The 23,832-nt window shown below is 58.1% G+C and carries 23 protein-coding genes and 1 pseudogene; 16 read left to right on the top strand and 8 right to left on the bottom strand.

What is annotated here, in order from left to right; all coding sequences use genetic code 11:
* Positions 1-70: 70 nt before the first annotated feature.
* The 3 genes from DUT91_RS21080 (at position 71) to DUT91_RS21070 (ending at position 3,294) form a co-directional block, all read left to right on the top strand.
* On the top strand, positions 71-721 hold the full coding sequence (locus DUT91_RS21080; protein ID WP_114442456.1) for a response regulator transcription factor: 651 nt from the start codon (positions 71-73) through the stop codon (positions 719-721).
* An 82-nt stretch (positions 722-803) separates the two neighbouring features.
* A complete protein-coding gene (locus DUT91_RS21075; protein WP_114442455.1) occupies positions 804-1,220 on the top strand; it encodes a response regulator transcription factor in 417 nt (138 codons plus the stop codon).
* Positions 1,213-3,294 (top strand): ATP-binding protein, encoded by a 2,082-nt coding sequence (locus DUT91_RS21070; protein WP_200835040.1) that lies wholly within the window; start codon positions 1,213-1,215, stop codon positions 3,292-3,294. The genes DUT91_RS21075 and DUT91_RS21070 overlap by 8 nt, the downstream gene beginning before the upstream one ends.
* Positions 3,295-3,314: 20 nt before the next feature.
* On the opposite strand, the gene DUT91_RS21065 is transcribed toward DUT91_RS21070, so the two are convergent.
* A complete protein-coding gene (locus tag DUT91_RS21065; RefSeq protein ID WP_114442453.1) occupies positions 3,315-4,928 on the bottom strand; it encodes a DHA2 family efflux MFS transporter permease subunit in 1,614 nt (537 codons plus the stop codon).
* Positions 4,925-5,944 (bottom strand): HlyD family secretion protein, encoded by a 1,020-nt coding sequence (locus tag DUT91_RS21060; RefSeq protein ID WP_114442497.1) that lies wholly within the window; start codon positions 5,942-5,944, stop codon positions 4,925-4,927. Before DUT91_RS21060 ends, DUT91_RS21065 begins: the two co-directional genes overlap by 4 nt.
* A gap of 108 nt (positions 5,945-6,052) precedes the next feature.
* Between DUT91_RS21060 and DUT91_RS21055 the strand changes: the two genes are divergently transcribed.
* Positions 6,053-6,685 (top strand): TetR/AcrR family transcriptional regulator, encoded by a 633-nt coding sequence (locus DUT91_RS21055; RefSeq protein ID WP_114442452.1) that lies wholly within the window; start codon positions 6,053-6,055, stop codon positions 6,683-6,685.
* A 332-nt stretch (positions 6,686-7,017) separates the two neighbouring features.
* On the opposite strand, the gene DUT91_RS21050 is transcribed toward DUT91_RS21055, so the two are convergent.
* Positions 7,018-7,374: an SPW repeat protein gene (locus tag DUT91_RS21050; protein ID WP_114442451.1), complete on the bottom strand. Its 357-nt coding sequence runs from the start codon at positions 7,372-7,374 to the stop codon at positions 7,018-7,020.
* Between the two features lie 1,022 nt (positions 7,375-8,396).
* Entirely contained in the window at positions 8,397-9,155 is a 759-nt protein-coding gene (locus DUT91_RS21045) for a sensor histidine kinase (protein WP_245419857.1), read from the bottom strand.
* 419 nt (positions 9,156-9,574) lie between these two features.
* Between DUT91_RS21045 and DUT91_RS21040 the strand changes: the two genes are divergently transcribed.
* From DUT91_RS21040 to DUT91_RS21020, 5 genes and pseudogenes are all read left to right on the top strand, one after another.
* Complete coding sequence (locus DUT91_RS21040) at positions 9,575-10,360, top strand: alpha/beta fold hydrolase (protein WP_425373829.1); 786 nt, start codon at positions 9,575-9,577, stop codon at positions 10,358-10,360.
* A gap of 14 nt (positions 10,361-10,374) precedes the next feature.
* A pseudogene (locus DUT91_RS21035) lies at positions 10,375-10,512 on the top strand (NmrA family transcriptional regulator); the annotation flags it as partial.
* A 26-nt stretch (positions 10,513-10,538) separates the two neighbouring features.
* Complete coding sequence (locus DUT91_RS21030) at positions 10,539-11,369, top strand: alpha/beta fold hydrolase (RefSeq protein ID WP_114442449.1); 831 nt, start codon at positions 10,539-10,541, stop codon at positions 11,367-11,369.
* Between the two features lie 260 nt (positions 11,370-11,629).
* Entirely contained in the window at positions 11,630-11,884 is a 255-nt protein-coding gene (locus DUT91_RS21025) for a type II toxin-antitoxin system prevent-host-death family antitoxin (RefSeq protein WP_114442448.1), read from the top strand.
* On the top strand, positions 11,874-12,305 hold the full coding sequence (locus DUT91_RS21020) for a hypothetical protein (protein ID WP_114442447.1): 432 nt from the start codon (positions 11,874-11,876) through the stop codon (positions 12,303-12,305). Before DUT91_RS21025 ends, DUT91_RS21020 begins: the two co-directional genes overlap by 11 nt.
* A 510-nt stretch (positions 12,306-12,815) precedes the next feature.
* On the opposite strand, the gene DUT91_RS21015 is transcribed toward DUT91_RS21020, so the two are convergent.
* The 4 genes from DUT91_RS21015 to DUT91_RS21000 form a co-directional block, all read right to left on the bottom strand.
* Positions 12,816-13,520 (bottom strand): response regulator transcription factor, encoded by a 705-nt coding sequence (locus tag DUT91_RS21015; protein WP_114442446.1) that lies wholly within the window; start codon positions 13,518-13,520, stop codon positions 12,816-12,818.
* 2 nt (positions 13,521-13,522) lie between these two features.
* The gene (locus DUT91_RS21010) at positions 13,523-13,900 is read right to left on the bottom strand and encodes a response regulator (RefSeq protein WP_114442445.1); all 378 of its coding nucleotides are present in this window, start codon (positions 13,898-13,900) and stop codon (positions 13,523-13,525) included.
* Positions 13,897-14,544, bottom strand: coding sequence for a response regulator transcription factor (locus tag DUT91_RS21005; protein WP_114442444.1), 648 nt, complete (start codon positions 14,542-14,544; stop codon positions 13,897-13,899). The genes DUT91_RS21010 and DUT91_RS21005 overlap by 4 nt, the downstream gene beginning before the upstream one ends.
* A gap of 237 nt (positions 14,545-14,781) precedes the next feature.
* Positions 14,782-18,381, bottom strand: coding sequence for a PAS domain-containing protein (locus DUT91_RS21000; protein WP_114442443.1), 3,600 nt, complete (start codon positions 18,379-18,381; stop codon positions 14,782-14,784).
* Between the two features lie 450 nt (positions 18,382-18,831).
* On the opposite strand from DUT91_RS21000, the gene DUT91_RS20995 reads away from it, so the two are divergent.
* From DUT91_RS20995 to DUT91_RS20965, 7 genes are all read left to right on the top strand, one after another.
* A complete protein-coding gene (locus tag DUT91_RS20995) occupies positions 18,832-19,875 on the top strand; it encodes an alpha/beta fold hydrolase (RefSeq protein WP_114442442.1) in 1,044 nt (347 codons plus the stop codon).
* Between the two features lie 341 nt (positions 19,876-20,216).
* Positions 20,217-20,504: a GNAT family N-acetyltransferase gene (locus DUT91_RS20990; protein ID WP_200835039.1), complete on the top strand. Its 288-nt coding sequence runs from the start codon at positions 20,217-20,219 to the stop codon at positions 20,502-20,504.
* A gap of 229 nt (positions 20,505-20,733) precedes the next feature.
* Positions 20,734-21,489, top strand: a complete 756-nt coding sequence (locus DUT91_RS20985; RefSeq protein ID WP_114442441.1) for an SDR family oxidoreductase — start codon at positions 20,734-20,736, stop codon at positions 21,487-21,489.
* A gap of 109 nt (positions 21,490-21,598) precedes the next feature.
* Positions 21,599-22,003: a cupin domain-containing protein gene (locus tag DUT91_RS20980; protein WP_200835038.1), complete on the top strand. Its 405-nt coding sequence runs from the start codon at positions 21,599-21,601 to the stop codon at positions 22,001-22,003.
* A gap of 154 nt (positions 22,004-22,157) precedes the next feature.
* Entirely contained in the window at positions 22,158-22,910 is a 753-nt protein-coding gene (locus DUT91_RS20975; protein WP_114442439.1) for an SDR family oxidoreductase, read from the top strand.
* A 226-nt stretch (positions 22,911-23,136) separates the two neighbouring features.
* Positions 23,137-23,553, top strand: a complete 417-nt coding sequence (locus DUT91_RS27545; protein WP_425373828.1) for a hypothetical protein — start codon at positions 23,137-23,139, stop codon at positions 23,551-23,553.
* 131 nt (positions 23,554-23,684) lie between these two features.
* Positions 23,685-23,832: transposase (locus tag DUT91_RS20965; RefSeq protein WP_483466845.1), on the top strand; the 148-nt coding region annotated here is incomplete at its 3' end.

Below are 23,832 nucleotides of genomic sequence, written 5' to 3'. Positions count from 1 at the left end.
CGGAGACAAAGTTGCAGGAGACCGTGCCTGTTCCGGCTCTCGGAGAGGCGGGATATAGGGAGGTTCTTTCATGATCACGTCCACTGCCGTTACGGATCGTCCATTGGTTCTCATTGTCGATGACGACGATGAAGTACGCAACTCGCTTCAGGAACTGATGCTATCGGTCGGCCTCGACGTCGATGGTTTTGCCACATCGCGCGAACTCCTGGAGCTGGAGCTTCCCGACCGGCCTGGCTGCCTGGTTCTGGATGTCCGCATGCCCGGATCAAGCGGCCTCGACCTGCAGCATCAACTGGCTTCGAGGGGTAATGCAAAACCGATCATCTTCCTCACCGGCCATGGCGACATTCCCATGACGGTTCAGGCGATGAAAGCTGGAGCGGTCGACTTCCTCACAAAACCCTTTCGAGACCAAAATCTGCTCGACGCCGTGGTGACTGGCATCGAGCGGGATGTCGCGCAACGGGCTGAAGCCCGGACTATCAAGCAGCACGTCGAGCGATTCATGACCCTGACGCCGCGCGAACGTCAGGTCCTGCGCGAAGTCGCGCATGGCCGGCTCAACAAGCAGATCGCCTTCGACCTCGGCATTAGCGAGATCACCGTCAAGCTCCACCGCGGCAATGTGATGCGCAAGATGCAGCTTGCCTCCGTCGGGCAGTTGATCCGCGCCTGGGCATCACTGCCCGCCGATATCCGCGACCGGCCTCTGGCCTAGACCTTGGTATGGTTCCAATGCAGCGAGGATTCAGCGAGACCTGGGAAAAGCGGCGCGCAGCGCCGCAGCAACAGCGAAGGTCATGGATGTGTTCGAAGCGCCCGTCATTGCAATCGTTGAAGACGACGAGGCCATGCGTGAGGCCCTTTCCGATCTCCTTCAGGTTATTGACCTGCCATGCCATACCTTCGACCGCGCCGAAACCTTCCTGGCGGCCCTTGCGCCCGGCACGTTCGATTGTCTCATCACCGATGTGCGGCTGCCCGGCATCAGCGGACTGGAACTGCTGCAGCGCCTCAAGGGAATGGGTTCGACCATGCCGGTGATCGTCGTTACGTCCCACTCGGACCCGAACACCCGGTCGCTCGCCATCGCTATTGGAGCGCATGCCTTTCTCACCAAGCCGGTGGCTACCGAAATCCTCCTCCAGCATCTGAAGTCGGCGGTGCGGCACGATGTTTCGCCTGGTGGCGGGGATGGAGGAAACACTGATGACTGAGATGGCATGGCGGCGCGGCGCGGTTGAAAATATCGATATTTTTGCAAACGCCGAAGCAGATACGGAACTGGCCGATCTTGCATCGGACAGCGTGATCGTCTTCGATCTCACCGGCAATATTCGATACTGGAATCCAGCGTCCGAACGGCTCTACGGCTGGCCAGCCATCGGCGCGATCGGACGCAACCTCTCGGATATGTCGTCGAATCCGGCGTTTCAGATCGCACAATGGCAATCGCTCCGGCAGGAGGGGCGCTGGGAGGGGCCGGTTGAACGGCGTACGTTGTGGGGCGGCCGGATCACGGCATCCGTCAGGCAGACGGTGAGGTGCAATGCAGATGGCGAGCCGCGCGACATCGTCGAATATGGACGAGGTGCAACTAAAGGATCTCATCTGTCGTCAGCGCCGAATGCCGACGTGCACCGCTTCGCTGCCGCCAGCTGGGCGCTTGATATATCGCGTGTCCGCCCGCTGCTTGACAGGATGGGAGACCTGATCAATGAGGGCGCAGCCGCCGAACTCGCACAGCAGCCAGATTGGATGGACGAGCTCCTGGAGGGGACGCGCATTGTCAATGTCAATGAGCGGGCCGCGCATCTCGTGGGGGGCCATGTTGGCCGCAGCCGGATGATCGGCCAGCCGGTCGGCGCCTTTTGGCCGCGTGTCGGGCGCGGCGTTCTCGCGGAGCTCATCGCAGCTGTGGCCATGGATCATTCACCTGGCGTAATCACCCGCATGCGCAAGCTTGCCTCGGACGGAGTGCTCCGTGATCCAGTCATCACCGCGTGGGGATCGGAGGAGGACGGCCGACCGGACATCGTGTTCGTGGCGGTCAACGGCGCGACGGACGATGACCGCTCGTTCTGGTATCTGCGCGCCAGCGAAGAACGCTATCGCAAGCTGATCCACCATTTGCCGGTCGCTCTGCTGCAGGTCGATGCAAGCCGCATGGCGCCGGTGTTCGAGGAACTCAGGGACAATGGAGTAAACGATCTTAACGCCTATCTGGATGAACACCCGGAATTGGTGGATTTCATGAAGAAGGTCGTGCGCGTCACCGAGGTCAACCAAAGGGCTGTGGCGCTATTCAACGGAACCGTACCGGCAGATTTCATCGGCTCCGTCGGCTTCCTGTATGAGGTCTCTCCTGAGACGCCCCGAAGGATCATGCTGGCGCGGTTCGAGGGAAGACGCAATTACACGGAAATCATGAAGGTTCGGACCTTCGACGGCCGGTTGATCGACGTGCGGCTTTCGGTGACCTTTCCGGCACCGTCGGAACGGCTTGATGTGACGCTCCTTAGCCTGGAAAATATCACCGAACGGCTCCGGACAGAACGACAACTTCATCAGTTCGAAACCGAGTTCACACACGCGGCGCGGATATCGATGCTTGGTGAGTTCGCCACATCCATCGCGCATGAGGTCAATCAGCCCCTCTCGGCCATCGTCACCAACGGCGAGACCAGCCTGAGATGGCTATCGCGCGATAATCCAAATATAGCCAAGGTTGAGCAACTCACGGCCCGCATCGTATCAAGTGCGCGTCACGCAAGCGAAATCGTGCAACGCATCCGGGGGATGGCGGCGAAGCACGAGCCGGCGCGTATCGCGCTCGACCTGAACCAAGTCATCGAGGAAGCTCTGCTTTTCGTCCGCCACGACATCGATGCCAAGTCGATTCATCTGTCGGCGAGGCTTGCCTGTGATCTTCCCATAGTCCTGGCGGACCGGGTCCAGTTGCAGCAGGTGATCGTCAATCTGCTCGTCAACAGCATTCAGGCTATTGCGCAGGAGTCTAGATCAGTACGCCAGATCGATCTTGCAACCTATGAAGATGGAGAGGGGGCAGTCACTTTCTCTATTCACGACAGCGGCCCGGGCATCCCTGTCTGCAATCTCGACAGTATCTTTGACAGCTTCTTCACCACCAAAGAGACGGGCATGGGGATCGGCCTAGCGATCTGCCAATCGATCATATTGGCACATGGCGGGAGCATCTGCGCTTCGAACCATCCTGATGGCGGCGCACAGTTCCGGTTTTCCCTGCCGGTTCTGCCGAAGCCCAATTGAACCGGCTTCGGCTTGGGGTGTCATGTTCCGGGCTCTCCGGTCCTGGATGAGCGTACAGCGCGCATTTTCGCGTAACGGGAAAGCCCGATCTTAATGGTGACCAGCACGGGCGCCGCGATTACAAATAGCAGGGCGACTGCGTTGAACGCGGTGTCGAAGGCGATCACTGTGGCCTGACCTGTGACGGCCCGACCCAGGAGGCTCGTGGCTGCCCGGCTGGCGTCCGCGGCGTCCATGCCCTTGGCCACCAGCATGGCTGTCAACGTCGTCAGACGTTGGCCGACTGCCGGAACGCCTGCGGTGATGTTGGCGCCGAGCACCGCGATATTGCCGGCGACGTTATGATCGATCAGTGTCTGGAGCCCGGCGACGCCCATAAGGCCGCCAAGCTGGCGACCCGTGTTGAAGAGGCCGATGCCCGAAGCAAGATTGCTGTTGTTGAGGTTGCTGAACGCAACCAGGGTGATCGACAGAAACAGGAAGCCGAGGCCCAGGCCGCGCAATAGGATGGCTGCCATCATATCATCCGCGCCGCTTTGGTTGGTCGAACCGGAGAGCATCCACATCGCAATCATGATCATCAGGATTCCGAATGGCACCGTGGCGATCGGAGGAATGCGGCGGGTCTGCATGAGAAAAGCGGCAAGAAGCAGCGCCCCGATGAAAAGAGCGCCACTCGGCAACAGGAGTTGGCCGGCGTCGGTAGGCGTGAACGCGAGGACGGACACAGCAAAAGACGGGATCAGATACGCGCTCCCGAACAATGCGGCACCGGCGACGAAACTCACGACAAAGGCGAAAGAAAAATCCTCCGATCTGAACAGGGTAAAGTCGAGCAGGCCTTGATCTTTACCGATCAGTTGCTGGCCGAGAAATGCCAGCAGGGCGGCCATGCCGATCACTGTCAGCCATAGGATGCGTGGTTCTGCGAACCAATCCCATCGGCTGCCCTGGCTGAAGACATAGGTGAAGCAGAAGAGTGTGACCGAGATAAGTGATAAGCCGATCCAATCGAGCGGAGAATGCGCGGTCTCAACGGGCTTCGGACTATCCGCGATCAGCAGCAGTCCGGCAGCCGCCAAGGCAATGGGAATGACACTGAAGAATATCCATGTCCAGGACTGGCTATCAAGCAACCAGCCCTGGAGAGCCGGGGCAATCGTCGCTGGAGCAACGACCGCCCCCATTGCGAACAAGGCTTGAAGGACCGGTTGTCGGGATCGCGGAAAGCTAAGAAAAATAAGCGTTTGACCGCCGACAAGCAGGACACCGCCGGAGAAGCCTTGTATGACGCGAAGCACGACCAGCAGGTCCAGCCGGGCTGTGATGGCGGCAATGCCACATGCCGCGCCCATGACGAGGGTTGAGCTGATGATCAGGCTGCGCGGATTGATACGGGTCATCAGCCAGGAAGCGATCATGAATCCGATCAGCTTCAAAGCGGTATATCCGATATCCAGCCAGGCAAACTGATCAGGTGTTGCATAGGTGTCGCCGATGATGTCGCCGCGGCCCAGTGACAGAACAGTACTGGCGATCGCCTCTGTCAGCGTGGCAAGCACGATACCGGCGACGAGAATGGCTCCTGCCGCGGATCTGTCGCGGCTCGGCACGTCGGCGAGGAGCGTGGTCATGAGCCACTTTCCCGATTGATCTCGACACGCGCAGACAGACCCGGCACGAGGCGGCCGGGCAACCGGCCGGGCGATGGACTGCCGACGAAGCGGATCTTCACGGGAACGCGCTGAACAACACGGACGAAATTCCCCGTCGCATTGTCAGCGGGGAGCAAGCTGAAGGTCGACCCGCTGCCGGGCGCAAAGCTATCGACCACGCCTTTGAACGTCTCGTTCGGGTAGCCATCGATGGAGATACGGACGGGCTGGCCGGGTCGGATATATTCGATCTGAGTTTCCTTGAAGTTTGCGACGACCCACAAATCATTAATCGGAACGAGATCGAGCAGAGGGGTTCCCGGCGCGACAAGCCGGCCGACACGGACCTGTCGGTTGCCGACAACGCCGCTGACCGGTGCGCGTACCACGGTGCTGTCGAGATTGATTTGAGCGAGATCGCGCGCGGCCTGCGCCTGCGCGACAGCGGCGACGGCAGCCTGGCGCTGAGCCGCAAGAACAGCGATGCGCTGCTGCTGTGCTTCCACCGTTGCCGATGCAGCTGATACGCCGGCCTCGGCTCTCGACAGCGCAGTGTCGCTTTGATCGACCTGGGCCCGGCTCACTGCGTTGGTGCGAATGAGTTCGCGGCTGCGGTCGGATGCCCGTGCCGCGAGGTTCAACTCGGCTACGGCTGAAAGTTTTTGGGCTTGAGCCTGCCGAATAAGAGCGTGCTGAAGCTGAGTTTCGGCGTCGACATTGTTCAGGCGAGCCTGGCTCGCTTCGACATTGGCCACGGCTTCCGCGAGCCGTGCACGATAGTCCCGATCATCGATGCGAAACAGGATGTCGCCCGCGCGGACGGCCTGGTTGTCCGCAACCTCTACCGCCATGACGTAGCCGCCAACCCTTGGAGTAAGCGACGTAACGTCTCCACGGATATAAGCGTTGTCGGTCGATGTCTCGCCACTCGAACGAGCCCAAGCCCATCCCCCAGCCAGGACCACCAAGGCGCCGAGGCACAGCAGCAAGCCCATGATCTTCTTCTTGTTGAATTGTGCCACGATGGCCTCCGGTAATGAGCGTTACCATTGACACATATGGTAACAGGCGTTACCAGTCAAGGGATGCATTGGAATGGATGAATGGTTGTGGTTACAGCGAAGACAGGGCGGTCGAGAAGTCGCCGTGAGACCCTTCTTGAAGTCGCCGCCGAGGTCTTTTTCGAACAAGGCTACGCGGCGACAAGCATCGACGCGATCATCGAACGCGCTGGTGGATCGAAGCGCAACATCTACAATGAGTTCGGCAACAAGGAGGGGCTGTTCGCTGCCATCATCACCGAAAACGCTGACAAGGTGCTGTCGACCTTGGAAATTAAGGAGATCGAGGGACGCGACTTGAGGGAAACGCTGACAACGTTTGGTCAGCATCTCATGGCTGTCTACATGTCGCCGGCCTTGATCGGCATTTACCGAATTGCCGTGACCGAGGCCAATCGCTTTCCCGATCTTGTGAAGTCGTTTTACGAACAGGGACCAGGCCGAGCCACGTCTCGACTCGCCGAGGTCCTTGAAGTTGCCAATGAACGACGGGAAATTCGGACGGATGATTGCCTGCGCGTGGCCGGGCACTTTGTGGGCATGATCCGAGACAACCTTCATCTGCAGGTCCTTCTTGGACTGCGCCCGCCGCCATCGAAGGAAGAAGCGCAGGAGGCGGTCCGTTCCGCCGTCGAGGTCTTTTTGAACGGTATCCGGCCCGGCCAGGGCGAATAGAATGCCTGTTGCGGTCTTCGGCATCGGGCGATTTGTAAGGCGACTGGGCGGAGTGCCAATGCGGCATTCGACCGGTACGTCTCGACGTCGATGTGTCTCCCAAGCCTCATGAATGACCCGCCGTACGTCTTCCGCGACGACGTTGTCACACCTCATCACGAGTTGGATGATCGGGTCGGCTAGCATTTCTTCGAGTGTTGGTTCGGAGCTCGTCGGATGCATAATCTTTTCCCATAAGCGGTTCGGGCTCGCGCAGCGACTGCGATCGGAATCCGCCGAAGCATCTGGGACGGTTCCGAGACAGTTCCGGAATCCGTCCCCGCTGCTTGGCCTTACTTGGTGCTCAAAGACCCCTGCGCCTTGCGACTAGCCGCAAGCTGCATGGCAGCGATGGTCGCAACACACAGCCCAACCACGACGTGCGTCCACATGGGCGTTTGCGCCGATCCGAAGCCGAGCAGGAATGGGGCGATCACCGTCCAGCAGCCCAGAATGAGATTGGACCATTCGGTCCAAGCCTCGTAGCGATAGAGCGCCATAGCCGAGCAGCACACGATCAGCGTGCCGATGATCCCGGCGTTCCAAGCTGCGGCAGGCAGCCCGGCGAACATGAACGCAGCACAGGCCAGACCTGCGCCCAGTATAAGGTTGGTCCACTCCAACCCCTTGCTTGGTACTTCATCTCTCATCTTTATCTCCTTTCAGTCCGTGCCACCTCTCTCCATCAATGCTGGGGTGACCGGTGCATAGAGAATGGGCCAGTCCGACGCACTCGCCTATTCTACGCAGGCATCTGTTGGACGATGCTAAGGTATAGGGCTGCTGCGCGCGATGATGATAGAAGGCATCGAAGTACCTGGGCACGGCATGATCGCTCATCCAGTCTTATTGACCAGGCCTTAAATGCTTGACCTTTGGCCTGCGCGTCTTTCCAGGCATTTGGGACTGATACCCGCAAGGGCGCGAAAGGAGCCGTGGCTTCTACATCAAATGGGAAGAGGACATGTTGCGCGTTCTTCTCAGCATGGTCCGGCCCGACACCGCTGGATAGGGCAACACCCGGAACTGATTGTGAATGTTAAGCCGATATCAGCTTGATCACGGCGGCTGAGAATGCATTCGCCCAGAAGGACCGGCACGCAGTTTGTGATGCCTGCTTAAACATACCTCACAGCGGTCCGGGGAAATTCAGCGGGCAGCGCGCGTTCATCGCGATCAATTCGAACCCGATGATGTGCGTTTCTCGAGGCCGAAAGCCCACTGGCCGAATACCGCGAGATCACGGATGAGATCATCAAACGCATCCTAACAAACAGCGATTTCCTCGCGCGGCCGCAGAAGCAGTCCGGTCGTTCCTGATACTGCGTCTTGTCCAAGAACGCTAGAATTCGTCGAAAGCGGCAGCTATTTCGCTCACAAAGAGAAGCGGCTCCGATCCCGAGGAGCGGGATCTGACGATCAATCCGCCTTCAATATCACCGACGAGGCCGTCCTACCGCAGATCGAGGTCCCTATATTATCGAGAGCGGCCACTTTCGAGCAGATCACTAAGCGCAAGAGAATTCGCGCCGCGGCTCTGATGAATTGGGGGCACCACCGCGTTGATGGGAAGCGAGCCTGCGGCCCGAAACCGGACCTCTATCAACCTTTAGCTGAATATTCTCTTTGGCCTTGGGACCCGTTTGTGAACTCCGTTTCAGCGCGGCCTGGCTCATCGGTCCACTCTCCGGGCTGTGGGCAACCGCAATATCACGGTTGTGCCTGCCCCAAGCGTGTTCTCAACATCTACGCTTCCGCCAAATTTGTCGGCGAAGCGCTTCACTGTTGGTAAGCCGATACTGCCCAAGTCAGTAACCTTTGTGGTGAAAAGGGGATCGAAGGGGTGGGCCATGGTTTCCTGCGCCATTTCAATGCCGCTATCTGCGACACGAAGTTCGATCAGCGTTTCTTTGGAGCCTTGAAGGGTGGCCATCGCATCAATCGAGATCGGGCCGCCTTCAGGCATCGCGTCGTGCGCGTTGAGGACCAGATTCAAAACGGCCGCTTGCAAGCTAAGGCGATCGCATTTCACGGAAGGCAGGTCTGGCCCGACGCGGACCTCCAGATGGATGTTGTCCCATGCACACCGGATGAGGGTCTCAACTTCAGTCAGGCAGGCACTTACGCTTGCATATTCATTTTCACGATCACTCTCTTGGGCTTCTCCAATCGTTTCCCGGACAAGCGCGCCAGCTTGATCAAGCGCCGTCCTGGCACTTGCGATAACGGGCTCGAGCGCCGGGGCGATTGAGACACCTGAGTCCCAGGAAATGCGGTTTAACGCCGATACCGCGATCTGGATGAGATTGCCCAGATCGTGAACGACGCCAGCTTTCGCCTGCTCCACAGGTCGGCCATAAATGGCAACATTGCTGTTCCGATTCAAAGACATGGTCGCCGACCATATTTGGTCTGTTTCTACGTGTGACAATTCACATCCTCTTTTCCCGGTGACACTCGACGGCTGTAGTCATAGGGAAAGACGTTATCCAGGAAGGCATTTGCGGTCGATCGGATCGAGGAGGAGAGTGAGCCATACCGCGGTATAGGTCTTGCTGTAGTCTCGGTGAATGGTGCACCATATGGCCGCGGCGCGTGATAGCCCCGTCTGGCGATGGGACAGCCAGCCCAGCCTTACGCAGCGCCTGAAATTTTCCCGCTGATATCTTTGTCCCGGGCCGGCCTGGGAATACCGTGTGGCGCCCTTCGCGGACTAAAACTTCCTACTCTCTCGATGCATCAGTCCCAGACCTTCGCATTGTATGACCGATCCGTCCGTTTAATAGGTTCGCGCATCGAGTTGGCGCATTCTCCTGGATGTCGGATGACCGCCACAACAGGAGAAGACACGTGCACAAGATCATCAGAGTTCTAGCCCTCGTTTACGCTTCTAGCGTGTCGGATACCGCGATGGTGCAAGCCGCAGATCATCAGACCAAACCGACGATCGTGCTGGTGCACGGGGCCTTTGCAGAATCGTCGAGCTGGAACGATGTCATCGCCCAACTCAACAGGCATGGCTACCGCACTATCGCCGCGGCTAATCCGCTTCGCAGCGTTGCAGGCGACGCGGCGGCTGTATCGTCCGTTATACGATCCCTCCAAGGACCGGTCGTCCTGGTGGGCCACTCCTATGGTGGCCCGGTCATCACCGAAGCAGCCCACGGAAAGAGCAATGTGAAGGCGCTGGTCTATGTGGCCGGTTTCGCGCCGGACACCGGTGAGTCCAGCCTCTCGCTTTCAGGACAGTTCCCAGGCAGCACCCTGAGCGACGCCCTTCTGCCGTTGGCACGACCTGACGGAGGAAAGGAGCTTTACATCCAGCAGGAAAAGTTTCACGAGCAGTTCGCAGCCGATGTACCGGCGGCGCGGGCCAACCTGATGGCGGCAACCCAACGTCCTGTGACAGAAGCTGCCCTGGCGGAGCCCTCGAACGCCGCCTCCTGGAAGACAATCCCGTCCTACGCGATCTACGGATCGGCTGATCGAAATATACCGCCGGCGGTCATGAAATTCATGGCCGACCGCGCGCATGCGGTCAAAACCATTGTCATTGACGGCGCATCCCACGCTTTGATGGTCTCGCATCCCGGCGAAGTCGCTGCGCTCATCGAAGAGGCTGCGAAGGCACCGTGACGCGAGCCGGCCGATGGATGGCCGAGGCTCTCGCAAGAACCCACTTTGTCATCGATTTGGCGAATTCGCCCTCGTCTGAGGACAATGCCGTTCTAGAATTCTTCGAGACCTCCGCTCGAAACCTGCTCACAGCGGAAGCGACGGCTGGCGTGACCGTTCAGACAAAGGAACATTGACTATGAGCACGATCACCACCAAGGACGGTACGGAAATTTATTACAAGGACTGGGGTTCGAAGGATGCCCAGCCGATCGTTTTCCATCACGGGTGGCCGCTGAGCGCCGACGACTGGGATACGCAGATGCTCTATTTCCTCGAAAAAGGGTATCGCGTTATCGCCCACGACCGGCGCGGCCACGGTCGCTCTGCGCAGGTGAGTGATGGTCACGACATGGACCATTATGCCGGTGACGTGGCAGCCATGGTTGAACATCTCGACCTCAGGACTACCATCCATATCGGACATTCTACCGGCGGCGGCGAAGCCGCCCGCTATATCGCCCGCCACGGCAATGAGCGCGCAGCAAAGCTCGTCCTCATCGGCGCGGTACCGCCTATCATGGCTAGTACGCCGACCAATCCCGGCGGGCTGCCGATTGAGGTGTTCGATGGACTCCGCAAGTCGTTGGCTGATAACCGTACGCAGTTCTATGTCGATTTCCCATCAGGTCCGTTCTATGGCTTCAACCGGCCGGGCGCAAAACCCATTCAGAGCGTCATCCAGAACTGGTGGCGGCAAGGCATGATGGGCAGTGCTAAGGCACACTATGATGGCATCAAGGCGTTCTCGGAGACCAATTTCACCGAGGATCTCAGGGTCATCGACATTTCGACGCTCGTCATGCACAGCAAGGATGATCAGATCGTGCCGTTTGCCGGTTCCGCGCCGTTATCAGCAAAGCTTCTGAAAAACAGCACGCTCAAGGTTTACGAGGACCTCTCACATGGCATGTGCACCACGCACGCCAATGTGGTAAATTCCGACCTTCTCGCTTTCCTAAAGGCATAGGCTCCTCCTCCGCTGAAGCCAATGCCCGATCGCCGGCCGCCCCTCCCCGGCCGGCGATCCCCCATCCAGAACTACGAACTGGTGCAAGGCGGCGCTGGCACTGCCTAGCTCCCTCCGCTGCTGCATATCCCACGATTTAGCATCTATATGGATAATCTGGATATTCTGCACGGCATGGAGGCCGCAATGTGCCTTTCGTCTTGCACATTTTAGCTAACATCACTAAGATGTGGTCAGGTCAATATCAGGAGCGTGGCATCATGCGCAGCTTTTCCCTCACGGATCTTAGCAACAAATCCGGCGAAGTCGTCGAAGCAGCCTACGTTGCGCCAGTCGACATCACCCGTCGCGGAAAAAGAAAGTTCGTCCTCATGACCGCAGAACAATATGACCACCTCCGCAGAGCCGGCGATCCCCGTAGAGTCTATGCCGTGGGCGAAACTCCTGACGATCTGGCTGATGCGTTCGCCGCCGATCTTGAGCGACTGGCGACGGGGGAAGGCTATGAGGAATAAGGCCGACCTGCTGAAACACGGCAATATCTTCTATTATGACTATGTTTTTAAATGGCAGCTCGAATTGGGTCGGAAGGACGGCGAGAAGTCTCGACCGGTCTGTGTCCTCACGGTCCTCAAAAGTGCCAACGGCTTGACACATGTCGGTCTTCTAGCAGTCTCTGCAACTCCTCCCAAAGCCGACCAGCTTGCCATCGAACTTCCTCAGATCGAATGCCGCCGCGCCGGTCTCAAGGAATGGAAAGGTGGTTGGGTCATTGTCAGCGAATACAATTACGACATCGTAGAGCGATCCTATTCTCTCGATGTCAATCAGGATTCGATTGGCCGCTTCAGCAAGCAGTTCATGCAACGCCTGGCCGACGAAGCATTGCCACTTTTCCGTCGTGGCGGCGCCCGCATCGATCGCACGAAAGCATAAAGCCCTAACTCTGCATCACCGCGCCCGCTTCGTGGCGATTGCGGAAGGACGTGGTTTGAAATATCGCACTCCTGCCCTCGGCTACGGCATCCACTGTTTGGCCCATTGCTGCGAACAAACCCATGCGCTTCACACAGGCGACACTCGGAGCACACCCTGAGTGGAAGGCTTTGGCAACCAGGCAGATACGCATCCGCCCATACGCGGTTGGCTAGCTGCGCCGGTCATTGGGCTGAACGAGCGCAACTACGGGATGCTGCCATTCTCGGACAAGTACGATACTGCCGCGTTTACTGAAGCGGACCGACAATTATTGGCTCGGCTGGCGACACTCACTGGTTATGTGTTCGATGCAATCTGCGCTTCATTCACTCGTCACTCGCTCGTAAACGGAAGTGGTAAACTTCCCACGGTTGAAGGCAGCACATTGCAGGGACACCGAAGTATCATTATTCATTTGCACCGCTCTTCCGGCGCTAGGCAATCCGTCTTGACCGCCGCAGGGATCGTTCAGACCAATGCCTTGATTGCGCCGGCCTCACGCATCGGCGCGGGCAGTGTTTCCCATGCGCGGATCAGATCGCCGATGGAAGCGGCCTCCATCTTGCGCATGACATTGCCGCGATGCAGTTTGACTGTCACTTCACTGATGCCGAGGTCGAAGGCAATCTGCTTATTGAGGCGTCCGCGTGCCACCTCATGCAGAACCTCGCGCTCGCGCGGCGTCAGCGTCTCGAACCGCTCGATATTGCGTTTGACGACCGCTGCTTCCGCCCGCCGCGCGGCATCTATCGCAATGCCCTTAATCACAGCGTCGAGCAATGTCTGGTCCCGCACTGGCTTGGTGAGAAAGTCCACGGCGCCGGCTTTCATCGCCTGGACAGTCATTGGAATGTCACCATGCCCGGTCACGAAGATGACTGGCTTGGGATTACCGTTCTTGGCAAGATGATGCTGGAGATCGAGGCCGCTCGCTCCCGGCATGCGCACATCGAGGATCAGGCAGCCGGGGCTGTCCAATATGTCGGCGTCAAGCAATTCGCGGGTCGAGGCAAAGCAGACTGGCTGAAGCCCTGCCGACAGGATCAACTCCGACAGTGCCTCCCGGACAGAGGTATCGTCATCGACAATGAAGACGAGCGGCTGCTCCGGTTCATTTCTCCGCAGTTGTGATTGCGGCGCTGATCTCCGCGGGAGCGGCTGGTCGATTCTCATGCTCACCCTCCATTTTCTCGATCGTGTAAAGCATCCCCGACGGCCGCAAGAAGGGCCTGGGCATCGAAAGGCTTGCGGAAGAAACCGCGAATACTCTGGGCGCGGTCCTGATCCGCTATCTCGTGGCGGCCGGTGATCAAGAACACCGGGAGTTCCGGACGTGCTTTCTTCACGAGATCATGAAGTTCAAAGCCATCCATGCCAGGCATGCCGATGTCGGTGATGAGCACATCTATGCCCGACAGCCCGCTGACGAGCAGTGATCTCGCCGACGAGAAGCTGTGCGCAGCGTAGCCCGCTGACTCCAGAAGTTCCTGCAGCGATTCGAGCAGTCTTGGATCATCATCGACTACCGCCACGTCAGGTCTTTGCTTGCTCACGCTAAGCTCCCTCCCGCTCGGCGCGAATGGGTGATCGGAATTTCCAATCGCTCCGCGATACGTACGAGATCGGCGAGCGACGCCGCTGCCATTTTCTGCATGACGTTCCTTCTATGGATTTGCAGCATGACCTCGCTGATTCCCAGTTTGGCCGCCGCCTGCTTATTGAGAAGGCCGCTCACCACCAGCGGCAGCACCTCACGTTCCCGGGGCGTTAGGTCAAGATAACGTTGCCTCAGCACGCCGAGTTCCGCCCGTTCCGATCTCTTTTCCCGATCCTGGACGATCGCCGCGTGGATCGCGGCTATGAGGTCCGCATCGCGGAAAGGCTTCGTCAGGAAATCCACGGCGCCGTGCTTGATCGCGCGCACCGAGGATGGGATGTCGCCATGTCCCGTTATGAAAACGATCGGCGGATGATCACCCTCCGCGATCTGCCTCTGCAGATCGAGGCCGTTGATGTCCGGCAACTCGACATCGAGGATGAGGCAGGCGGGGATGTCCGGCTTGACCGCGCTGATGTAGTGACTGGCCGATCCGAACACGACGGCGCGCATGCCATGTGAGGCAAGCAAATTACTAAGCGCCTCCCGAATGCGTTCATCGTCGTCCACAATGAAGACAATTTGGTCATCCACCATCATGACGCCGCTTTCGCCTCGACCAGCAACGTGAAAATGAAGGTTGCTCCGTGCAGTTTGCTCTCCTCCGCCATAACCGCCCATGAGACGCGACAATCGCGAACTCACGTCACACTCTAATTCCGCCATTCCCCATGCGCACCTATGGAAATCCATGCATTGCGTGGGGATGTAGCGAGCTTGCTCGGCGCCTTTCGGATGCGCGCTCATCATAGACAAAGACGTTACCGCCTTCCGTCGTCATACCGCCGCGTTCGCTTCAACGGGCAACGTGAAGATGAAGGTTGTTCCATGCGGCTCGTTCTTTTCCATCCATAACCGACCGCCATGAGACTCGATGATCGACCGGCAAATCGCCAGCCCCATGCCCATTCCATTCTGCTTGGTCGTGAAGAACGGCTCGAATACTTTCTCCGGAAACTCGATACCGCCACCGCGATCGCTGATCTCCGTTTGGATCGCATCCCCTATCCTGCACACGCGCATCCCAAGAACTCTGTCGCCTGCGGTAGAGTCCATTGCCTCCATGCCATTTCGGATGAGATTGATCAAAACCTGCTGAATCTGGACGCGATCGAGCGCGACAAGCGGCAGATCGCCTTCGACATCAAGGTCGATACGAGCGCGACGCCGCGACGCCTCTTCGGCCACAAGGCTAAGCGCCTCCGAGATGACGCCATCGAACGTCATGTTCGTCCTCGTCTCCACGGATTGCTTGAACAAGGCGCGGATGCGGCTGACGACGTCGGCCGCCGAGTTGGCGTCACGGATGACACGCTCCACCGTCTTTTGCGCGCGCTCGAGATTTGGCGGTTCAGCCGTGAGCCAGCGCTGGCAGGCGTGCGAGTTCGCCACAATGGCTGCTAACGGCTGATTCACCTCGTGCGCGATGGAAGCGGAAAGCTCGGAAAGACTCGCCGCCTGGCTCGCCCGTGCAAGCCTCTCTTGCGCCAGACGCAGCTGTTCTTGCGTACGAACCTCGCTGTCGATGTCCAAAACGATGATATTCCATTGGACAATGGCGCCATCAGGGGTGCGCATCGGTGCGACGCGCGTCTCAATCCAGCGATATTCTCCATCGAAGCGCCGCAGACGGAACTTCCGCGCATACGGCTCGCCAGTGGCCAACGAATGGGCATATCGCTCTTTAACACCTGCGACGTCGTCGGGATGAACACCAGCGTCCAGCGTACCGGCCATGCGGCCCTTTCCCGTTCCATCCAGTTCTTCAAGCTCATATCCAAGGAATTCGCAGAGCTGCCGACTGCGATAGACCGGCTCACCATCCGGCGCGGCGCAATCAATCATTACGGGCAGCGTTTCAATGAGCCGCCAGAGCGCGCGTTCTCTCTCTCGCAGCGCCTCCTGCGCGCGCATCTCATCATCGATATCCAGAGAGACAGCGTACCAATGCTCAATCACTCCATTTTGATCGAGGAAGGGCTCCATCCTGCCCTCCGTCCAGTAGTAAGCACCACTTTTTCCACGCCGGCGATACCGCATCAAAAAAGTGTCTCCGGTCTTGAAGCAGTTCCGCAATTCACGCACCATCTCGGAAACATCATCTGGATGGACGAACGCTTGCAGCTGCTCTTCGATTGTTTCGAACTGCGGGAAATTAATACCGAGAAAGTCCTGATATCGCTTGTTGACGAAGGACGGTTTGCCATCGGGCGTGAAAGTTAGGATGTTGACTGGCACCGCGTCGACCATCTGCTGCAACAGCCGCTCCCGGTCGCGCAGCGCTTCCTGTGCGCGCATCTCATCGTCGATGTCGATCGAAACCACATACCATTGCACAATCGCTTCGTTTTGATCTCGTAGCGGTTCCCCTCGGCCATCAAACCAGCGATACACGCCATCCGAACGGAGCATACGATATTTCACGGAATAGGGCTCGCCGGCGACGAAGGAGTGCTGGGCCGTCTCCAGCAGGCCGGCTGCATCTTCGGGATGGACGAGAGACTGTATGGCTGCCGCCAACCGGCTCATGTCCGGCTTGTCCACTTGAACGAGGTCGTTCAAACCGAAGAAATCAAGCGCGCGCTTGTTGAAGAAGGTCGGCTCGCCGTCGGGCGTCAGACGTTTGATGTGAACCGGGGCCATGTTCACTAGCTGCAGGAGTTCCCGTTCCCGGTTGCGCAACGCCTCTTGCACGCGCACCTCATCATCGATATCGAGAGAAACTCCATACCATTGCGCAACCGCTCCGTCTTCGTCACGCAGAGGCTCGACCCTGCACTCCGCCCAGCGATAAGCGCCATCTTTCTCAAGCCCACGAAACCGCATCGCGGAGCCGTCGCCAGTTTCGAAACAATTCCGTAACGTGCGCTGCACCTCTAGAGCATCTTCAGGATGAATCAGCTCTTGTAACAAATTCTCGATGCGCCGCTCGAGAGCTTCGAAATTCGGGATAACGGAACGGAAATGGTCCTGGTATCGCTTGTTGAGGTAAACCGGCCCGCCCGTTGGGGTTACGCGCCAGATGCGGACCGGCACGGCGTCGATCATCTCCTGAAGCTGCCGTTCGCTCCGCCGCAGCGCCTCTTCGGCGTGCATCTGATCGTCTATGTCATGGCAGAGGCCGTACCACTGGACGATGCGTCCGCCCTCATCCCGCATCGGCTCCGCGCGGCTCGACATCCAGCGGTAGACGCCGTCGGCGCGGCGCAGGCGATATCGCATTGCGAAGACTTCGCCAGTGGTGAGGCAATGGCGGAGTATGGTCCCGAACTCTGCCGCTTCGTTGGGATGGATGAAGGCTTCTATCATTGCCGCCAGCCGGGTCATCCCTGGCTTGTCGGTATCCGCTACATCCAGGCCGAGGAAGTCGGCCATGCGCTTGTTGAAGAAAACCGGCTTGCCGTCGGGTGTCAGACGCCAAACGTGGCTCGGAACCATATCTACGAGCTGCGAGAGCTCCCGTTCCCGGTTGCGCGATGTGACCAGCGTCAACTGGTGCTGCCGGGATATGGCGGCCATAATGAGCGCCGAAAATGCCGAGATGGCCAGAAAAAGCTGCAGCATGATCTGCTTCTGCCTCTGGGACTCCGGATCCCCGGCAAATTGGCTGGCGCCGGATATTGTGAAGACCGCCGTGATCAGAGCGAGGAGGGTCAAGGCGACGACGGCGCCTTTAAACTCGAAGCGCACCGCGGCCCAAAGAAGTGGCGGCATGATGACGTAGGCGAAAGGGAGATAGCCGCTCAGGGAAAGGGCGGCGACCCCAAGAAAGATCAGCCCCAGGACGCAAGCTTCCATCCATCGCGCCGCCGAGAGCTGGGCTTCACCACGCCAGTCCTGGAATACGATCAGCGCCAGTGGCGCTACGATCAAAACCCCGGTGGCGTCACCGATCCACCAGAGAGGCCAAGCAGCCACAAAGGTTTGCGATTGCATGCCAAACCACGCAAGTGTTGCACTTCCCACCGTCGCGCTTACGACCGGCGCAACTCCGGCGCCCAGTACGATGAATGCGAGAACTTCCCATAATGTTTCCAGCCGAACCGGTCGCCTCAAAGTTCGGGTTACGAGCCATGCCCCGGCCATCGCGGCAAGAGCGTTGCCGGTATAGATCAGGAAGGCCGCTGGCAGCGGACTGTGGAACCACAAGAAATTGCTGAACAGTTCAGCCAAACAGCCCCCCAGAATCCACCAGGGCCAGCTAGGCCTGGAGGCGAGGACAAGCGTAGCAATGAAAAGTCCGCTCGCAGGCCAAATGGAAATGCCTGTTCCGGGCACGATTGCGAGCGACTGAGCGAAACCGCAGCCCACGACATACGCCGTAATAAAAAGCCCCAGGTGCGAGAATCGGGGGCGGTACGACCAGACGCGCATCATTGGTTCCTCCTGCCAGGACAAGGAAAGCCTGGGACTATCAGACGCTTATATAGAACTTGTTCTCAATATCTGGATCTGGGCTGACGAGCATCGCATGATGGTTGGGTTTGGCTCATCGCGGCATGATTTGCAAGCAATGAACTTCAACCGCTTTCAAGGAGCTACCCATGAACATCACGACCACACCGTAGGCCCAGGCCGAAGCGCAGAAGACTACAGGGCCCCGCGTCAATTAAGCCGGGCAGTCCAGAACTCGTCAAGAAATTCACCGCGTTCCTTACCGCTACCCGCGCCAGGGTTCACTGCCCGCTGATATCCGCGAGGCGTGCGTTGCCTAGACCCCAAGATAGTTACGATGCCACTTCGAACCGGGCAAAATGCAAGCGATCAGGCCGCTTTAGCAAGGCCATTCGCTTGCCTAACACCCATTATTTCCGTTGAGGTCTCACCATGGATAAGATCAAGGCTCCCCAGAAGATCGATCGCGGTCGCCGCCAGATTATAGGCGCAGCCGCAATCACATTCGCCGCTGCCGAGTTCGGCATGAAAGCGTCAGCAAAAGCGGCATCCGCAATGCAGCCGACACCGAAATCATTCGGCCAGCTGAAGCAAATCGATGCCAGCGTTCTGAACGTCAGCTATGCCGAGCTGGGCCCTATCGATGGCGCGCCCGTTATCCTGCTGCACGGGTGGCCGTACGACATTCACACTTACGTCGACGTCGCGCCGCTGCTGGCGTCGAAGAGCTACCGGGTAATCGTGCCCTACCTGCGCGGCCACGGTGCAACGCGCTTCCTCTCGCATGACGCGAAGCGTAACGGACAGCAGGCGGCGCTCGCAGCGGACACGATCGCGCTGATGGATGCGCTAGGGATCGAAAGAGCGATCATCGGCGGCTGCGACTGGGGCGCTCGCACGGCCAACGTCGTCGCCGCGCTCTGGCCGGAACGCTGCAAGGCGATGGTCTCGGTGAGCGGCTATCTCATCGGTAACCAGCAGCTCGGCCAGAAGCCGCTCCCACCGAAAGCCGAACTTCAGTGGTGGTATCAATATTACTTCGCCACCGACCGTGGCCGCGCCGGCTACGAAAAACACACGCGAGATTTCGCCAGGCTCATCTGGCAGCTCGCTTCGCCACAATGGGGCTTCGACGACGCCACATTCGAGCGCAGCGCCGCTGCCTTCGACAATCCGGACCACGTGGAGATCGTGATCCACAACTACCGCTGGCGACTTGGGCTCGCCGACGGCGAGCGCCAATATGACGAGCTGGAGAAGCGGCTCGCACAGGCGCCAATCATCAGCGTGCCCACAATTACGCTCGAAGGTGACGCCAATGGCGCGCCGCATCCGGACGCCAGAGCCTACGCCAAGATGTTCTCCGGCAAGTACCAGCACCGGGTGATCACCGGCGGCGTCGGCCACAACTTGCCCCAGGAAGCGCCGCAGGCTTTTACAGATGCTGTCGTTGACGTCGATACCACCAACAACTAGCCGGGACAGAAGCTTGGACATCGGTGCACGCGCCGGTGCTTCAAAGTTCACTTAGAAGATGCCCAGCGGTTCTCTCCTGTCACGGACGACACGCAGCGTTGCGGGCAAATGGAGCTGGTGGTGCGCGCTCCGGCGGCCCGATGGCCGTTACTCGGCAATGGGCCTGAACGACCGGTTGGAAAAACGAAGGAATGGCATTCCCACTCGTCTGGCGAGATAGCTGACATGCCAGATGCGGTTCACGATGGCCATTCATACGGCACACCCCGCCAATACCTGCGGCCAGAAATGGAGCCGGTGCTTTGCGGGCAAACAGTTCATTGCCAATGATGGAGTATAAAATGCGCCCCGATCCTGGTGTTGAGGACAATTTCACTTACAGCCGCTACGAGATGCCGATTGCGGATGGAGTTATCGCCGTCGCCTATTACAGGATCGAGGGTGAAATCGTCATTCTGGTCCACACGGAAGTGCCATTTGAATATTCAGGTCAAGGCATCGGCTCGCTATTGGCCCAGGGCGTGTTCGACGCAATTCGCCAGAGTGGTCATAAAGTAAGGCCGATCTGTCCTTTCATGGCCAAATTTGCTGTTCGGCATTCGGAATACCGCGACATGGTCGTTTGGTGATTGAAGCCGGCCGAACCGATGGTTTTTCGGCGATGGCCGGGGACATGGGCCTGATTGTCTATCGATAAACAACACCACCGGTTCGTCGCCCTAGACTTCGGGAGAGGTCGACTAAACCCGATGCTTAGAGAGATAGACCTACTGCACGATAGCGCGAATTCGGCTCTTCCGCCATTGTTTGAGGCGATCCAAATGATCTGAAACAATCATGTTGCGAGGAACATCCGTTATGAAAATTGTTGTTATCGGCGGGAACGGCCTTATCGGTTCCAAGACTGTTACGCGCTTGCGAGACAAGGGCCATGACGTACTGGCCGCCTCACCAAATTCCGGCGTCAATACCATCACGGGAGAGGGCCTCTCGGAGGCCCTGAAGGGGGCCGACGTCGTGATTGACCTTGCCAATTCGCCTTCATTCGAAAACAAGGCGGTCCTCGAATTCTTCGCGACGGCCGGGCACAATCTGTTGGCTGCCGAGGTAAAGGCCGGCGTGAAGCATCATATCGCCCTTTCCGTCGTGGGAACGGAGCGATTGCCGGAAAGCGGATATTTAAGGGCTAAACTCGTTCAGGAAAAGCTCATCAAGGCTTCGCCGATTCCCTACACGATCGTCCATTCCACTCAGTTCATGGAGTTTCTGAAGGGCATTGCCGATTCAGGAACCATTGGTACGATCGTTCATCTTTCGCCGGCTTACGTTCAGCCCATCGCATCCGACGACGTTGCTGACGCCATGGCCGATGTCGCCCTCGGCAAGCCGATCAACGGCATGATCGAGATTGCTGGTCCCGAGCGTGTTCGCCTGAGTGAGATTGTCAGCCGTTATCTGAAGGCGACTGACGATCCGCGGACAGTCCAGTCAGATGTTCACGCGCGTTATTTCGGGGCTGAGCTGAACGATCAGTCGCTTGTGCCCGGCGATGGTGCGCGGATCGGCAAGATCGGCTTCGAGGATTGGTTCCGCCAGTCCCGGCAGTCGAATTAGTCCAGGCATCAAACAGCCGGGCCAGGTCGTCTTGTGCCCGGCGTTTTCGAACTCGAAACGTAATCATGCAAACCCACATATGCATTCCACTACAAAAGGGATTATGACAATGAAATCAGCTTTGTTAACGCTATTTGTGTCTGCTGCAGTTGGCCTTTTCGGCACTTTGCCGGTTGCTGCTGAGGACACTGCGGTCGTCACACCTCTCATGAAAAAGGACCTTTCAAATTATCCCGGCAAGGAGGGGCTGATGATCTCGGTCGAGTATGGACCAGGAGGTTCCTCGCCTATTCACAAGCATGATGCATATTCATTCGTCTACGTTTTGGAAGGCTCCATCGTGATGCAGGTCAAGGGTGAAAAAGAAGTCACCTTGTCGCCGGGAGAGACCTTCTACGAAAGTCCTTCCGACATTCACTTGGTCAGCCGCAATGCGAGCGCGGTAAAGCCGGCGAAATTTATCGTTGTGCTGCTGAAGAATAAGGACGCTCCGGTCGTCATGCCGGTGGAGTGATCTTCCGTGCAATGACGACGATCCAATGCGGCCTCATTTCACTCACTGATCGGCATGAGGCCGCGCTTTTTCGATCATCCGGGGCGCTGGTTGGTGCATTCGCACGCCCGCCCGAGCTGGAACACGGCATACCGAAAACTAGGGAAACAAGTTCGTGAAAATCACTGTTATGGGAGCGAGCGGGCTTATCGGAACGCGACTGACGGAGAGGCTTCGCCATGCAGGGATGCAAGTGGTTCCTGCGTCTGTTTCCCTGGGAGTGAACTCTGTTACCGGGGAGGGTTTGAAGGAGGCCGTCTCGGGAGCCGATGTCGTCATCGATGTCACCAACGCCGCGTCATTTGGCGATGACTCCGCTTTGACGTTTTTCAAGGCCTCTACCCGGAATTTGTTGGCAGCGTCAGCTGAAGCTAGCGTGAACCATTATCTGGCACTCTCGGTGGTGGGAACGCCTCGTCTGGTCGAGAGCGATTATTTCCGGGCGAAGATGGTACAGGAAAATCTCATCAGAGCATCACGGAGACCCTACACCATTCTCCGCTCCACGCAGTTTTTCGAGTTCATAAGCGGCATGATCAACATGGGGGCACTTGGCGATGGATTCCGGCTTCCACCGGCGTTTATACGGCCCATATCTGCTGATGATGTCAGCGGCATACTGGCGGAACTGGCGTTAGGTGCCGCAAGAAATAACACCGTGGAAATCGGCGGTCCGGAGCCGTTTGGTCTTGACGAGATTGCCCGTATGCAGTTGGCGGCAAATGAAGACAAGCGCCAGGTTATCAGCGATAGCAAGGCCCCCTATTATGGTGTCGAACTGAATGACGACACCCTCCTTCCTCATCGGAGCGCGCGCATGGCTTCACAGCGATATTTGGATTGGCTGATCCAGACGAGGGCCGGCTAGCGCAACGGTCGTCTGCTGATCGACTATGGTTCTGCATAGCCATCGAACTCAGAGGAATTGTCCACAGCATTAGGCCGAAAATCGGAATGGATTTTCGAAAAGCATGATGCAGGAGATTCACAGAGTTAGAGCGTCGTAAAGGACGCACGGCGCTCTAACGAGCTTGGCGGACTTTCCCGCGCACAGAGCTCATATCTCATACGATCGAATAGGAAATCCTATCGCAATGTCATTATGCAGCCGGATAGCTCCACATTTGCCTCACCTTCGTCGTTTTGCCGGCGCAATCACCGGTTCCCCGACTTCCGGTGACCTTTATGTGGCCGCGACTATCGAAACTCTCCTCACCGATGTATCGCTTTTTCCCAAGAACTGCTCCGACCGCGTCGGTCTTTACAAGCTCCTCATCAAACATTTCGACTCGGTGACCGTCCGTGCATCGGAGCTTCAATCGGAGCTCAGCTGGGAAACACATGTCACAGCTAACCTCTCCTCGATAGCGCATCGAGCCCGGCAGGCTTTTTTCTTGATCAGCCTCGAAGGTCTCAGCCAAGCTGAGACAATGGAGATCCTCGAGCTCTCTAAGAACGCGCTTTATGCTCTGTGGACAAGGCATCTCTTCGTATTTCCCACGAGATCGTAATCTGCATTCTCATCATTGAGGATGAATGCGGGTACCGCGCACAAAGCCTGAAATTGCGCTCGAAGAGATCAATCGCTGTGAACCGCCCCGGGTTTGCCGGAGGCTCCAACTCGTGAGACAGTGGAGCCGATATGAGCAAGACGACAAACAAATTTTCACCGGAAGTCCGCGGCCGCGCTGTGCGTATGGTTCTGGCCCATGAATCCGAACATGCATCCCGATGGGCGGCGGTATCCTCGATAGCGACCAAGATCGGCTGCTCGGCGCACACGTTGCATG

It is taken from the genome of Paramesorhizobium salinisoli, assembly GCF_003335045.1.
Classification (GTDB): domain Bacteria; phylum Pseudomonadota; class Alphaproteobacteria; order Rhizobiales; family Rhizobiaceae; genus Paramesorhizobium; species Paramesorhizobium salinisoli.
This window is presented reverse-complemented; position numbering and strand designations above follow the sequence as displayed.